Here is a 13,586-nt window from a genome sequence, read left to right on the forward strand (position 1 = left end):
GGCTTACGACGCGAAGAGCCGTACCGGCCAGGCGGCGTGCTGCTCGGCGGTGATGTCGAGCAGCGGCGCGGAGGCGGCGGGCAGCGCGCCGGTGCCTTCCAGCGGGACGCGTCGCGCCGCGTCGACGGCCTGCTCGGCGATCTGGTCGAGCGGCGCGGCCAGGCGGGCGAGGACCGCGGTCGCGTCGAAGGGGTCCAGGCTCAGCAGACGCACGGCGGCGGTGGCCGGGCCGCTGATGTTCTCGTACGCGGCGGCGTAGGCCGCGTCCAGCGGCTCCAGCTCCGCCGACCGGGCGGCCAGGCCCAGCACGACGGGCTGGTGCGCGCCGCGCGGCCGGGCCGCGGCCAGCGCGTCCAGCTCGGCCGAGGGCCAGGTGGCGCGGGCCGCGCGCATCATCTGCCGCCCCAGCCTGCGCGCCGTCAGCCGCAGCGCGGGCACCGGCGTACGGGCGTCGGCGGCCTCGTCCAGCTCCAGCGGATCACACCCCGCGGCCGCCGCGGCGGCCAGGGCGGCGGCGACCAGCCCGGCGGTGTGCAGCCGCCCCCGGCAAAACGCCTCCAGACTCGCCGCGTCCCGGATCCGCCCCGCCTTCACGGCCGCCTCGGCGCCTCCGGAGTGCGCGTGCCCGCCCGCCGGAAACCGGCCGTCCGCCAGGACGAGCAGCGCCGCCCGGCTCACCGCCGCACCCCCTTCTTCGGCCTCTCGTACATGTCCGGGCCGCTCAGAAGAGGAAGTAACGCTGGGCCATGGGCAGTTCGGCGGCCGGCGCGGGCTCGACCACGTCCCCGTCGATGGTCACCGTGAAGGTGTCCGGGTCGACGTGGACGCTCGGCAGCGCGTCGTTGTTGCGCATGTCCGCCTTGGTCACGCCGCGGGTGCTGCGGATGGCCTGGAAGGACTTGGCCAACCCGAGCCGGTCCGGCAGCCCGTCCGCCACGGCCTGCTCGGAGACGAAGTTGACGGAGTTGGCGCCCGGCGCCTTGCCGAACGCGCCGAACATCGGCCGGGGCAGCACCGGCTGCGGGGTGGGGATGGAGGCGTTGGCGTCGCCCATCTGCGCGTACGCGATCTGGCCGCCCTTGATGACGAGCTGCGGCTTGACGCCGAAGAACGCCGGGTCCCACAGCACCAGGTCGGCCAGCTTGCCGTCCTCGACGGAGCCGACCTCGTGGTCGATGCCCTGGGCGACGGCCGGGTTGATGGTGTACTTGGCGACGTAACGGCGGGCGCGGGCGTTGTCCGCGAGCAGGTCGCCGGGCAGCGCGCCGCGCCGCTTCTTCATCACGTGCGCGGTCTGCCACGTACGCAGCACGACCTCGCCGATGCGCCCCATGGCCTGCGCGTCGGACGACATGATCGAGATGGCGCCGAGGTCGTGCAGGATGTCCTCGGCCGCGATGGTGGAGGGCCGGATACGGGACTCGGCGAAGGCCAGGTCCTCCGGCACGGCGGAGTTGAGGTGGTGGCAGACCATCAGCATGTCGAGGTGTTCCTCGACAGTGTTGACGGTGTGCGGGCGCGTCGGGTTGGTGGAGGCGGGCAGCACGTTCGGCTCGGAGACCATGGCGATCATGTCGGGCGCGTGGCCGCCGCCGGCCCCCTCGACGTGGTACGCGTGGATGCCGCGCCCCGCGATGGCGGCCAGGGTGTCCTGGAGGAAGCCCGCCTCGTTCAGGGTGTCCGTGTGGATGGCGAGCTGGGCGCCGCTCTCCTCGCACACGCGCAGACACGCGTCGAGCACGGCGGGGGTGGCGCCCCAGTCCTCGTGGATCTTGAAGCCGAGCACGCCCGCGCGCAACTGGTCGCGCATCGAGGCGGCGGACATGGTGTTGCCCTTGCCCAGCAGCCCGACGTTGACCGGCAGCCCGTCCATCGACTCGAACATCCGGGCGACGTGCCAGGCACCGGGCGTGATGGTGGTGGCCTTGCTCCCCTCGGCCGGGCCCGTACCGCCGCCGACCAGGGTGGTGACACCGGAGGCCAGGGCCTCGTCGACCTGCTGGGGGCAGATGAAGTGCACGTGGGTGTCGATGGCCCCGGCGGTGAGGATCTTGCCGTTGCCCGCGATGACCTCGGTCTCCGGGCCGATCACCAGGTCGGGGTGCACCCCGTCCATGGTGTCGGGGTTGCCCGCCTTGCCGAGCGCGGCGATCCGCCCGTCCCGTATGCCGACGTCCGCCTTCACGACGCCCCAGTGGTCCAGCACGATCGCGCCGGTGATGACGGTGTCGGGCGCGCCCTCGGCGCGGGTGGCGCGGGACTGGCCCATCGATTCGCGGATCACCTTGCCGCCACCGAAGACCGCCTCGTCACCGGCGTGGCCGGGACCGCCCGAGCGGTCCTCGGTGATCTCGACGAACAGGTCGGTGTCGGCCAGCCGCACGCGGTCGCCCGCGGTCGGGCCGTACAGGTCGGCGTAGGCGGCACGGGTCAGGTCAGCCATCGAGGGGGCCTCCGGTCTCACCGCGCAGGCCCGCGACGATCCGCTTGCCCGCGACGGGGACGAGTTCGACCTCGGTGGGAATGCCGGGCTCGAAGCGCACGGCGGAGCCGGCGGGGACGTTGAGGCGCTTGCCGTGCGCGGCCGCACGGTCGAAGTCGAGGCCCGGGTTGGCCTCGGCGAAGTGGTAGTGGGAGCCGACCTGCACGGGGCGGTCGGCGGCGTTCAGCACGGTCATACGGGTGACGGGGAGCCCCTGGTTCAGGTGCACCGGCTCGTCGGCGTGGAGGATCTGTCCCGGGATCATCGGTGGTCTCCCGGCTTCAGTTGATCGGCTCGTGGACGGTGACCAGCTTGGTGCCGTCGGGGAAGGTCGCCTCGACCTGTACGTCGTGGATCATCTCCGGGACGCCCTCCATGACCTCGTCACGGGTGAGGACCTTGCGCCCGGTCGACATCAGCTCGGCGACCGTACGGCCGTCCCGCGCGCCTTCGAGGATGTGGACCGTCAGGAGTGCGACGGCTTCCGGGTGGTTCAGCCGTACCCCGCGGGACCGCCGCTTCTCGGCCACGTCCGCCGCCACATGGATCATCAGGCGTTCCTGCTCATGCGGGGTCAGTTGCATGCCTTCACCTCACCGTCTTCACGCTGGGCGCAAATGCCCAGGTCACGGGTGGGATACACCCGCAAAAGCAGATGTATCACACACTGATTAAAGGCGGAGCAAACTGCTCGCCAGCTCCGCTCCATCAACGCCCCGCCGTCCGCAGGCTAGTTCGACGCGATTTCACCGGCGTTACATCGGCGGGTCGACCGCGGAACGCGCGTCAGCCCGTCATGCCGCACTCGAACGACATGTCGTACTCGTCGACGTCCGGCACCGCGCCACCGCCCTCCTCAGGCTCTTCGCCCAGCCGTCGCGCAAGCTCGCCGACGCGGTCGACGTGCGGCCGGAGCCGGTCCGGAACACGTCCCGCGAACCGTTGTGGGCGTGCCCCCTGCGCGTCGGCGGCTTACGCCCCCTTCGTCCCGCGCATCCTCTTCGCGAACACCGCAGTCCGTTATCCGCTCTTGACTCGGCGCGGATCGGACACGATCCTCATGGCCACATCAAAACTCTCGGCGCATGCCCCACAACACCCCCACAGCGCCGTTCCCCCCACACCAGCATCGGAGCCACACCGTGACCCGCGTGCACCCCACGCCTCAGCCTTCTTCCCTCCCCCACGCCCCTCGTTCCGCGCGTTCCGCGCGAATACGTCGTACCGCGCTCGCCGCGGGCGCGTGCGCCGCCCTCGGCGCAGCGCTGCTGGGGCCGGTGGCCGGGGCGGAGGCCGCACCCGCCGCCGCCCCCGAGATCCCGGTCGCCGGCGTCAAGGCCCACCTCGACCGGCTGCAGTCGATCGCGGACACCAACGGCGGCAACCGCGCCCACGGCACGGCCGGCTACCGGGCCTCCGTCGACTACCTCAAGGCCAAGCTGGACGCGGCCGGATTCACCACCACCGTCCAGGAGTTCACCCGTAACGGCACCAAGGGATACAACCTCCTCGCCGACTGGCCGGGCGGCAGCGCGGAGCAGACCGTGATGGCCGGCGCCCACCTGGACTCGGTGACCGAAGGCCCCGGCATCAACGACAACGGTTCCGCCTCGGCGGGCATCCTGGAAGTCGCGCTCGCCGTCTCCCGCACGCACTTCAAGCCCGCCAAGCACCTGCGGTTCGCCTGGTGGGGGGCCGAGGAGTACGGCTTGGCCGGCTCCCGCCACTACGTGGACACGCTGGCCGCCGGCGACCGCGCGAAGATCGACGCGTATCTGAACTTCGACATGATCGGCTCGCCGAACCCGGGCTACTTCGTCTACGACGACGACCCGCGTCTGGAGAAGGTCTTCAAGGACCACTTCGCCGCCGAGAACATCGCCACCGAGATCGAGACGGAGGGCGACGGGCGCTCCGACCATGCCCCGTTCAAGGACGCCGGCATCCCGGTGGGCGGACTGTTCTCCGGCGCCGACTACATCAAGACCGCGGAGCAGGCGAAGAAGTGGGGCGGCACGGCGGGCAAGGCGTTCGACGCCTGCTACCACGCGTCCTGCGACACCACGAAGAACATCGACGACACGGCGCTGGCCAACAACACCGCCGCGATCGCCGACGCGGTCTGGCAGCTCGGCTCCTGACACCGGCCCCGGCCGGGCCCGCCACCCGGCGGCGGCCACCGCGCGTGCCGTGCGGCCCGGTCAGCGCTCCCCCGCGCCCGGGCCGCCGTGCTCGCCCGTCGCACCGCGGTCGCCCGCCGTACCGCGGTGCTCGGCCGCGATGCCGAAGCGGCGCCATTCACCCGGCGGTGCCGCGAACGGCCGCACCGTGGAGACCGTACTGATCACCTGTTCCTCCGCCGCTGCCTCCTCCGCCGCCCGGTACGCCTCCAGGCGCTCCAGGTCGGCGGCGGAGACCAGCCCTACCAGAGGCTTGCCGTGGCGCGTGACGACCACCCGCTCGCCGGCGTAGACGACGCGGTTGATCAGATCCGCCAACTCTGCCCGGGCCTGGGTCACCGGAATCTCATAAGCCATGGACCCAGCTTAAGAGCCCGTGTCCACTCCCCGGCGCCGTCGTCCACGGAGCTCCTACGGCGGCTCGCCGGTGCCGGACGGGCCGGGCGCCGGATCGGCCGGCCGGTGGGGCAGGTCTTCCAGTTCGCCGTCGATCAGCTGACGGCACACGTCGGACAGCCGGACGCGGTGCGTACGGGCGTGCCGGCGCAGCGCGTCGAAGGCGTGGTCGAGATCGCACTGCCAGCGCTCGGCGAGGATGCCCTTGGCCTGCTCGATGACGATGCGGCTGGACAGGGCTGCCTGGAGCTGGGCCCGTTCCAGGTTTCCGTGCTCGATGCCGCGCTGCTGCAGGATGGCGATGGTGGCCACGTCCGCCAGTGCCTGCGCCACCCGCGCCTCGGCGTCGCTGATGTCCTGCGCGTCGCGGTGGAAGAGGTTGAGTGCCCCGACGGCCTGCCGGCGCAGCCGCATCGGCAGTGCGTGGGTGGTGGTGAAGCCCGCCTCCCTGGCCCGCGTGGCGAAGACCGGGAAGGCGGCCGTCTGCTCGGGGAGGTCCAGCCGGACGTTCAGCCGGGCGGCGCCGACGCGGTGGCACTCGACGCACGGGCCTTGCTCGTACTGCAAGGCGAACAGTTCCAGAAGCCGGGTGTGTTCGTCGGAGGCGGCGATCACCTGGAGCGCGCCGCCCGGGTCGGCGAGCATGACGCCGACGGCCGACACGTCGAGCAGCCTCACACAGCGGTCGCACAGCCGGTGCAGGAATTCGATCAGGTCGAAGTCGTCGACCAGGGTGTCGACGGCTTCCACCACGGCCTCCAGGAGCCGCTGCTCGCGGGTCACGGCCTTCACCCCCTTCGCCGTCCGGACACGTCCGGCGGCTCTTCCCCGTCGTTTCGGAAGTGCACACGCCGGGCCACCACGTCCTCGGCGACCTCCACCACGGAGCGTCCGCAGCGGTAGGCGTGCGACCGCAGGCGGAGCAGCGCCTGCGGGAGCGGCACCCCGGCCTGCACGCTGATCATGCCGGTGGCCTGGTGGACCGCCGCCCGGTAGAACACCGAGTGGTCCTCGGCCGCGGCGAACGCCTCTCGTGGTTCCCCGCCCTCCAGGACGACCGCGGTCAGCGCCGTCGCCAGGACCAGCGCGTCGCCCAAGGCCGCCTCGGGCAGCAGGCCGGCCGCCGCGCGTTGCAGCGTCAGACTCCCCAGGCAGGCCCCGCCGACGTGCAGCGGAAAGCAGAAGACGGCGCGGACGCCGAGCGCCTCGGCCTCGGGTAGCAGGGCCGGCCACCGGTCGCCGGGGATCTGCGCCAGGTCGGCCGCCAGCACCACGCGGCCCGAGGCCGCGGCCTCGGGGCCGGGGCCCTGTCCCATGGTGAACTGCAGGTCTTCCAGGCGCGCGCTCGCGCTGTCCGGAGTGCACCAAAGGAGCTCGCCGAGCCCGCCGTTGACCGTCAGGGACACAGCGACGCCGTCGACTCCCAGCACGTGGGCGCACAACACGGGGTCGGCTCCGACCAGCCCTCCGCTGCCACTGACGGGACGAAGGCTCTCCAGGACGGTGGCCATGTCCACACTGCCGTTCACCGCCCTCACCGGCTTCCCGCGACCGACGTCCGCACCGCTTGACGGTGGTCCCGCCGTCACCCTAGCGGAGCGGCCGTGTGCGGGCGGCCCGGCAGCGGATGCCGGGCCGCCCGCGCCGGCCGCGGTCAGGCGCCGGTGCGGTCGGTCGGTTCGCGGCTGCCGCACTTGGCCAGGCCGCGGCTGAGCATGTAGCCCACGGTCAGCAGCGTGACGTAGAGCCACGCTTGGTCGGCGGGGAAGCGGTCCACGTCGCGGAAGTCGTTGCCGACGACGGCGGATGCGACGAGGACCGCCACCACGGCGGCGAGGTAGACGAAGAACTCGGTGCTCTTGAATGCGGGCTTGGTCTCCGCGCTCATGCGCCGCTCGGTACGGGCGGCCTGGGACCGGCCGGATTCCGGGTATCCGGCTGACGAAGCGGTAGCCATCGCGTCCTCCTGGACTCGACTCGGCCCGATGGCTCGGGTCCGCCGGGTGGGTACCCGGGCTCTCCCGGCCGGAACGGCAGAATCCGTACGGGAAGGTTCCACAAGGCGCGCTCCGGCCAGGGGCCCGCGCGGCAGGAGTCGCCTCGTGCAGCCCTGCGGGTTCCCGTGCGGGCTCGGTGTGGCCCCGGAGGAAGTCCGGTACGCCGCACACCGGGGAGGCGCCGGGGCGCGCGGGCGACTTCGGCCGGAACGCTGCACCACGGCGCTCCGCCGGCGTCGCCGTCAGGACGCCGGTTGCGGCGGCCAGTTGGCGCTGGCCGTGCTCAGTTCCGTGTAGAGCGGGAAGATCACGGACAGACCGGCCCGGAGGAAGTTGCGCAGCGGCGACCCGCTCAGGCCCACCAGCCGGACACTGCCGCCTTGGGCGAGAGCCTGCCGGCGTACGTAGATCAAGGCACCCAGCCCGCCCACGTCGCAGCGTTCCAGTCCCGCGAGGTCGAGTATCAGATGGTCGCGGCGCAGCGCGATCTGTCCCTTGGCCTTCATGCGCAGCACGACCTGCGAATCGTCGATGAGCTGGCCGGCGACGACGATCACGGCACCGGTGGCGACGACCCGGGTGACGACCACCCGCAGCGGGATGCTCTGCTCGTCGCCCACTCGCCCGCTCCCTCCGCCCCGCTCTCACCACACGGGTATATGACCGCGAAGGGGCCGGCGCAATCAGGGCAGCCGGCTCTGCCAGTGCTCGTCCACGAAGCGCAGGGCCCGCTGCCGGTCGCCTGCCGCGCAGGCGTCCAGAAGGGCGTCCCAGACGTTCTCGAAGTCGGCGGGAAGGGCGAGTCGGAGGTGCTGGGCCCGCTGCCACACGGGGGCGAGGCGCGTGACGGCGTCGTACAGGGGCGGGTTGCGGCAGGCGTGGACGAAGACGCTCCACAGGGCACGCTCGCCGGCGGCCGCTTCGACGGCGTTCCGGCGTGCGGCGGCACGGACGTACGCGGTCGCGCAGTTGCGCAGGGCATCGAGGTCGTCTTCGGTGAGCGGCCACGGCGCGCCGAGGAGCGCGGTGCGGTACAGGCCGTGCAGAACGTCGGCAGTGTGCCGGCAGGAGGCGGCGTCGGGCGAGGTCACCCGCACGTTCTCCGGCCCGGCGTACTCGACAAGCCGCTGGGAGGCCAGGAGGAGCAGTGCTTCGCGCAGCGGGGCCAGAGGGACGTCGAGCTGCTGGGCGAGCCACGGCTCCCCGTGCTCCTGGCCGGGCGCCAGGGTGCCGTTGACGAGTGCTCCGACGAGCGCGTCGTGAATGCGCTCCCGCAGTGCGTGACGGTCGTCGGTGGCGGCCCCCGACGGCAGGGGGGCGAGGTGGGGCAGGTCGGGCATCGGGGGCGTCCTCTGCGGGTCGTCACAGGCGTACGGCAGCCATTGTGCACGCCGGGCGAACGAGCCGATCAAGAGGCCGGAGCCCGACGGCCGGACGGGCCCCGGCCGCCGTCGGCAGCCGGGGCCCGCTCGAAACGTTTCAGCTGCCGGACATGCCGCGCTTGCACAGGTTGTGAACCCTGCCGTCGGCGTCGTTCACGGAGTACGAGTCGCACACACCGCGCCGGTTACTGAAGATCCAACGCTGCTTGAGCTGCGGGTGCAGCGGGTTGCCGAGCTCGACGAACTGGAAGCCGTGGCCGCGGTGCCCGACGTTCTTCACGTGCTCGTACGCACGCGCCGGCGCCAGTCGCGGCCCCCTGATCGGCGCGTTGTCCAGCCAGGCGCCCCGGCCCGGCTGCGGCCTGCCGACGGCACCGCCGAGCACGGCGTCGACGTACGCGCCGAGCACGGGCTTGGCCCGGCCGTTCCCGCGCGGCGGTACCTCGTAGATGAACCGCCAGCGGGTCACCTTCGCCATGTTCGTGGTGGGCCCCGTCGGCGCGTGCCCGTAGGCCGTCACCAGCCGTGCCCCGGGGTAGACGGCGCGCACCTTGTGTGTGGCCCGGCTGTACGTGAGGCGCCACAGGGCGTCGGCCCGGTCCTGGTGGTCGTACCGCTCGGTGCCCTCGTGGGTGACGGCCGGCCCGGCCGGCGGAGGGGCGGGCACGGCGGCGGAGGTGCCGGCGGCACCGAGGACCGTGGTCGCGGTGAGGGCAGCGGCCCCCAGAAAGACGCGTATGCGCATGGTGCGGTTCTCCCTGCTGAGGTGTTCGAAGTACTTCCAGAGCAGCCGATGAACGGTCGCAGCGCACGGCATATCGGGCATTTGCGTGACGCAGGGGATGCGCTCGGTAACTCGTGGCAGTCGGTCGCATCCGTGAGGCGGCCAGGAGGACTTGGCGCGCCCGGCGCACCCGCCTCCGCAACCTGACGTCACGCCAGGTCGGCAAGTCTTCACGGCCCATCAAGTCGTCGCCATACGCCACCTCCTGACGCCTCGTGCGCATTTCGCCCTCAGCGATCACCCGCCCCCTTTCCCGTTCAGGACATTGCTTCGACCGGCAGAACGTGCTCCCATCTAGCTCTACGTACGTTCTGTACGTTTTTTACAGATGGACAGGGAAGAGGAGTCCTCCATGAACCGCCCCGCGGCCCGCTACGTCCTCCCGGAGTTCACCGAACGCACCACCTACGGGGCCCGCACCATGGACCCGTACTCCAAGCTGCTCAGCGAGCGGATCGTCTTCCTCGGCACGCCGGTCGACGACACCACCGCCAACGACGTCATCGCGCAGCTCATGCACCTGGACCACGACGCTCCCGACCGGGACATCTCGCTCTACATCAACTCCCCGGGCGGCTCCTTCACCGCGATGTCCGCGATCTACGACACGATGCAGTTCGTGGGCTGCGACATCGAGACCGTCTGCCTGGGGCAGGCCGCCTCCGCCGCCGCGGTGCTGCTCGCGGCCGGCGCGCCCGGCAAGCGCCTCGCCCTGCCCGGCGCCCGGATCCTCGTCCACCAGCCCGCGTTCGGCGAACCCGTCCAGGGCCAGGCCGACGACCTCCGCATCCAGGCGGACGAACTGCTGCGCACCCGCGCCCTGCTGGAGGAGCTGCTCGTACGGCACACAGGGCAGCCCCCCGAGCGGATCACCCAGGACCTCGAACGCGACAAGGTGTTCAGCGCCGAGGCAGCCGTCGAGTACGGCCTCGTCGACGGGCTCACCTGCAGCCGCAAGCAGCGCCCCACGGCGCTCGGTGCGAGGTGAGCCGGGGTGTTTCCGCCCGAACTGCCGCCGCTGCCCGCGCTGACGCGCGCCGAGGGTGAGGTCGTCGACAGCTACCTGGCGGTGCTGGACCTGCTGGGCCGGATCAACCCGGCCCGCGGTACGGACACCTACGGCGCCCTGCGCGCCGCGCAGGCACTGGTCGGCAAGTCCCGCGCGCTGCGGGACGCGTTGGCCTTGATGCACGACCGGGGCGAGAGCGAACTGCACGCGGGGGCGCTGGCGCAGGCCCTGCGGGTACTGGACGGCGAGCGCCGCGCCGGCCTCATTTCCGTGCCGCCGCCACGAGGTTGACGGCACGTCGGCCGGAGGGCGCCCGTACGGGGGTCGGGCGCCCTCCCCTCAAGCCCGGCACACCTGTCACAGCGCCCCGGCGTGCCGACACGAAGCCCGATCGGGCTCGCCCGATTGGCGTATTCACGCGCGACGCACCACACCACACGGCTTGCGCGAAGGGTGTACGTGCCACCCGGAACCCAGCGTTCCGGGCCTGGTGCGGGGGTCCTCACCCGTCGCGCGCCTCTCGGGAAACGGCCGCTGTCCACCCGAACGGAGCAGACGTGACCAACCTCACATATGCCGTTTCCGCTCGGAATCCGGGCGTCGGGTGCGTAACGATCGCCTCGACGACAAGCCCCCGCCACAGCGGTGGGGCGGTCCGGACGGACGCCCAATCCTGCCGCCGCTCCGGACGTCTGGTCGATGCGCCTGGACGGCAGGAGCGGAGGACCCGAGCACGACGGGACCGCCGGCCGCCACGGCCGCACGGGCCCTTGGGGTGAAGTCGTGACCGCGACCGGGCATCTTCGCCTGCCCGAACCCGACAGGCACTCCTTCGCAGGCGGCAGACGAAGGGTTGCGCATGACTGCGCGTACCACCATCTCCCCCATGCTGGCGCGAGCCGGAGTCACCTCCTTCCTCGCCCTCGCCACGATCGGCGGGACACTGGTCGTACCGGGAGCCGCCGCGGATGCCGAAGCCGCGACGACCTCGGCAGCAGCACTGCGGATCGCCGCTTCCAAGAAGGGAGCGCCCTACAAGTACGGAGCCAGCGGTCCCTACCGTTTCGACTGCTCGGGACTGACCCTGTACTCGTTCAAGCGGGCCGGCAAGCGCCTGCCGCGCACCGCATCGGCACAGTACAACCGCACCCGGCACCTCCCCGCCTCCTCGCGCCGCCTCGGTGACCTGGTCTTTTTCCACTCGCGCAGAGGCATCTACCACGTGGGCATCTACGCGGGGAACGGCCGGATCTGGCACGCGCCCAAGCCCGGGGCCGTCGTGCGCCTGGAGCGCATCTGGTCACGCGGCGTCTCCTACGGCCGGGTCGGCTGACCCGTAGGGCGAGTCCGCGGGGCGGTACGCGTGCGGGTTCGCGTACCGCCCCGCGCGTACGGGGAGTGATCAGCGCGTCGGCGGATACCCGTACGCAATGGCCCCCTTCACCGACCACGATCGCACCGAACCATCCGAAGTGCCCCGGCCGTCCAAGTCTGCCCGGTACGCCACCTGCGCGGACCGCAACGAGACGCCTCTTGAGCGATACGACCGCAACTTCGGCGAACTGCTCCAGGAACTCCGCGTCCTGCAGACCGGTGTGCAGATCCTCTTCGCGTTCCTGCTGACGCTGGCCTTCACCCCGCGCTTCGTCGCCCTGGACGCCACGCAACGCGGTTTCTACGTCGGCACCTTGCTGCTCGCCGTGCTGGCGACCCTGCTGCTCACGGCGCCCGCCGCGGTGCACCGGGTGCTGTTCAGGCGGCGCGCGAAGGCGCTGATCGTGGAGGTCTCGGCACGGCTGACGGCGGCCGGCATGGCGGTGCTGGCACTGGCGCTGGCCGGGGCCGTACTGCTCGTCGTCGACGTCGTGCTGGGGCGGGGCGCGGGCGTGACGGCGGGTTCGGTGACACTGGTGACGTGCGCCGGACTGTGGGCGCTGCTGCCGCGGGTGCTGGGTTACCGCAACGGCCACGTCAAGCCGGTGGGGCGCGGCCCCTCCTCCTGACCCGGTCCACCTGCTCGTTCTCCTGTGCGCCCCGGTTTTGTGACCTGGTCGTCCTTGCTTTGGCGACGGCGAACCGATGAAGTCTCCTTAGCACGTGAGGAGACCCATGCACACGCTCAAGCCCCAGCCCACGCCCACCGGGAACGACTCGTGAACCTGCGCGGACTGCTGCGCCGCCGCTCGCCCGCCACCCCCTGCCCGGCCTGCGGCAGCACGGACGTGCTGTGGGAGGACGAGGGCGTCTACGGTGCCGGAGAACTGCTGTGGTGGTGCGCCTCCTGCCTGCACCAGTGGCACCCCGGCGACCTCGCTCCCGGCGCGCCCGCGGCACCGGCCGGCATCCCGAGCCCCGCCGCTCCCGTAACACCGGCCGGTATCCCGAACCCCGCCACTCCCGTAGCACCGGCCGCTCCCGTAGCACCGGTCGTCCCTGCGGTCCCGCCGGTCCCGGCCGGTCCGATGCCTCCGGCCGGTCCCATGCCACCCGCCGCCCCGGCCGTCCCTGCCCCCGCGCCCGCCGCGGTCGTCCCCATTCCGGCCGTACCGTCCGAGCCGCCGAGGATTCCGCCGCCGCCGGGGCCGGTCGCCCCCGGCCCTGCCACCGTTGCCGAGCGGGTCATGTACGCGGCCGGGCTCACGCCGCTGGTCCCCTGCCCCGGCGCCTACGAGCCCTGGCCGTGCCGCTGTTCCTCCTGCGGCCGGGAGTCCAGCCCCACGTACCGGCAGGTGCGGGACGAGGGCGCGAACTGCGCGTGCGGTGCGAGCCGGCGTCGGAAGTCACGTTTCCTCACCAGGCCCTGAGGCGCCGCCGGGTCCCCCCGGGGCGCCGCCCTGCGGGCCCGCAGGGCCGCTACGGGACGAACAGCCTCCAGGGCAGGACGACCCAGACGGTCTTGCCCCCGGCCTCGGTGGGCTCGACCGTCAGCCGGCCGCCGGACTCGGCGGTCAGGAAGCGGACGATGACCATGCCGCGTCCGTTGTCCTGCTGGACGGCGGCCGGCAGCCGCTTCGGCCAGCGCGGATGGTCGTCGGTGACGCCGATCCGCAGCCGCTCGTGCCGGTCGAGCCGGACGTCGACGGTGAAGGCCGGCGACTGTCCGAAGGTGTGCTGCACGGCGTTGGTGGCGAGCTCGGAAACGATCAGGCGTACGGTGTCGGCCGTATCCGTCCCGTCCGGCAGGCCCCATTCGGCCAGTACGCCCATGACGTGCCTGCGGGCCTCGGCGACCGACGCCGGTGCGCTGGACAGGGTGAGTGAGGATTCCTGGTGGTCTGCCATCGCGATGCCGTCCCTTTCCCACCGAGGCTCGAATCCTGCCCTCCGCCGAAGGGAGCCGCCATCGCGGTCCGGCC

The 13,586-nt window shown here is 72.2% G+C and carries 18 protein-coding genes; 6 read left to right on the plus strand and 12 right to left on the minus strand.

Annotated elements, in window-relative coordinates; all coding sequences use genetic code 11:
• Window positions 1-3: 3 nt before the first annotated feature.
• From ACH4OW_RS25305 to ACH4OW_RS25320, 4 genes are read right to left on the minus strand one after another with little or no spacing between them, the layout of a single operon-like run.
• On the minus strand, window positions 4-678 hold the full coding sequence (locus ACH4OW_RS25305) for an urease accessory protein UreF (protein WP_398030142.1): 675 nt from the start codon (window positions 676-678) through the stop codon (window positions 4-6).
• Window positions 679-721: 43 nt separating this feature from the next.
• Entirely contained in the window at window positions 722-2,443 is a 1,722-nt protein-coding gene (locus ACH4OW_RS25310; protein ID WP_398030143.1) for an urease subunit alpha, read from the minus strand.
• Window positions 2,436-2,747: an urease subunit beta gene (locus ACH4OW_RS25315; RefSeq protein ID WP_360129069.1), complete on the minus strand. Its 312-nt coding sequence runs from the start codon at window positions 2,745-2,747 to the stop codon at window positions 2,436-2,438. The genes ACH4OW_RS25310 and ACH4OW_RS25315 overlap by 8 nt, the downstream gene beginning before the upstream one ends.
• Before the next feature lie 16 nt (window positions 2,748-2,763).
• Window positions 2,764-3,066 carry an urease subunit gamma gene (locus ACH4OW_RS25320; protein ID WP_360129066.1) on the minus strand — a complete coding sequence of 101 codons (303 nt, stop codon included), beginning with the start codon at window positions 3,064-3,066 and terminating at the stop codon, window positions 2,764-2,766.
• A gap of 567 nt (window positions 3,067-3,633) precedes the next feature.
• Between ACH4OW_RS25320 and ACH4OW_RS25325 the strand changes: the two genes are divergently transcribed.
• Window positions 3,634-4,623 (plus strand): M28 family metallopeptidase, encoded by a 990-nt coding sequence (locus tag ACH4OW_RS25325; protein ID WP_398030144.1) that lies wholly within the window; start codon window positions 3,634-3,636, stop codon window positions 4,621-4,623.
• Between the two features lie 60 nt (window positions 4,624-4,683).
• Here ACH4OW_RS25325 and ACH4OW_RS25330 read toward each other — a convergent pair whose 3' ends face one another.
• The 7 genes from ACH4OW_RS25330 to ACH4OW_RS25360 form a co-directional block, all read right to left on the minus strand.
• The gene (locus tag ACH4OW_RS25330; RefSeq protein ID WP_360129063.1) at window positions 4,684-5,019 is read right to left on the minus strand and encodes a type II toxin-antitoxin system Phd/YefM family antitoxin; all 336 of its coding nucleotides are present in this window, start codon (window positions 5,017-5,019) and stop codon (window positions 4,684-4,686) included.
• Window positions 5,020-5,073: 54 nt separating this feature from the next.
• Window positions 5,074-5,841 carry an ANTAR domain-containing protein gene (locus ACH4OW_RS25335; protein ID WP_398030145.1) on the minus strand — a complete coding sequence of 256 codons (768 nt, stop codon included), beginning with the start codon at window positions 5,839-5,841 and terminating at the stop codon, window positions 5,074-5,076.
• 5 nt (window positions 5,842-5,846) lie between these two features.
• Entirely contained in the window at window positions 5,847-6,587 is a 741-nt protein-coding gene (locus tag ACH4OW_RS25340) for a GAF domain-containing protein (RefSeq protein WP_398030146.1), read from the minus strand.
• Between the two features lie 125 nt (window positions 6,588-6,712).
• Window positions 6,713-7,015 carry a hypothetical protein gene (locus ACH4OW_RS25345; protein ID WP_398030147.1) on the minus strand — a complete coding sequence of 101 codons (303 nt, stop codon included), beginning with the start codon at window positions 7,013-7,015 and terminating at the stop codon, window positions 6,713-6,715.
• A 282-nt stretch (window positions 7,016-7,297) separates the two neighbouring features.
• Window positions 7,298-7,675 (minus strand): STAS domain-containing protein, encoded by a 378-nt coding sequence (locus ACH4OW_RS25350; protein ID WP_398030148.1) that lies wholly within the window; start codon window positions 7,673-7,675, stop codon window positions 7,298-7,300.
• 63 nt (window positions 7,676-7,738) lie between these two features.
• On the minus strand, window positions 7,739-8,395 hold the full coding sequence (locus ACH4OW_RS25355) for a GntR family transcriptional regulator (protein WP_398030149.1): 657 nt from the start codon (window positions 8,393-8,395) through the stop codon (window positions 7,739-7,741).
• Window positions 8,396-8,534: 139 nt separating this feature from the next.
• Window positions 8,535-9,182, minus strand: coding sequence for a hypothetical protein (locus tag ACH4OW_RS25360; protein ID WP_398030150.1), 648 nt, complete (start codon window positions 9,180-9,182; stop codon window positions 8,535-8,537).
• A gap of 391 nt (window positions 9,183-9,573) precedes the next feature.
• Here ACH4OW_RS25360 and ACH4OW_RS25365 point away from each other — a divergent pair, with 391 nt between their 5' ends.
• From ACH4OW_RS25365 to ACH4OW_RS25385, 5 genes are all read left to right on the plus strand, one after another.
• Entirely contained in the window at window positions 9,574-10,209 is a 636-nt protein-coding gene (locus ACH4OW_RS25365) for an ATP-dependent Clp protease proteolytic subunit (RefSeq protein ID WP_398030151.1), read from the plus strand.
• A gap of 6 nt (window positions 10,210-10,215) precedes the next feature.
• Complete coding sequence (locus tag ACH4OW_RS25370) at window positions 10,216-10,521, plus strand: hypothetical protein (RefSeq protein ID WP_398030152.1); 306 nt, start codon at window positions 10,216-10,218, stop codon at window positions 10,519-10,521.
• A gap of 568 nt (window positions 10,522-11,089) precedes the next feature.
• Window positions 11,090-11,563 (plus strand): NlpC/P60 family protein, encoded by a 474-nt coding sequence (locus ACH4OW_RS25375; protein WP_360129036.1) that lies wholly within the window; start codon window positions 11,090-11,092, stop codon window positions 11,561-11,563.
• Between the two features lie 97 nt (window positions 11,564-11,660).
• Window positions 11,661-12,233, plus strand: coding sequence for a DUF6328 family protein (locus ACH4OW_RS25380; RefSeq protein ID WP_398030153.1), 573 nt, complete (start codon window positions 11,661-11,663; stop codon window positions 12,231-12,233).
• A gap of 150 nt (window positions 12,234-12,383) precedes the next feature.
• Window positions 12,384-13,034 carry a hypothetical protein gene (locus ACH4OW_RS25385; RefSeq protein WP_398030154.1) on the plus strand — a complete coding sequence of 217 codons (651 nt, stop codon included), beginning with the start codon at window positions 12,384-12,386 and terminating at the stop codon, window positions 13,032-13,034.
• A 49-nt stretch (window positions 13,035-13,083) separates the two neighbouring features.
• Here the strand turns inward: ACH4OW_RS25385 and ACH4OW_RS25390 are convergent, their stop codons facing one another.
• Window positions 13,084-13,512, minus strand: coding sequence for an ATP-binding protein (locus ACH4OW_RS25390; RefSeq protein WP_398030155.1), 429 nt, complete (start codon window positions 13,510-13,512; stop codon window positions 13,084-13,086).
• Window positions 13,513-13,586 lie beyond the last annotated feature (74 nt).

It is taken from the genome of Streptomyces sp. NPDC017056 (assembly GCF_044332485.1).
In the GTDB taxonomy this organism is placed as follows: Bacteria; Actinomycetota; Actinomycetes; order Streptomycetales; family Streptomycetaceae; genus Streptomyces.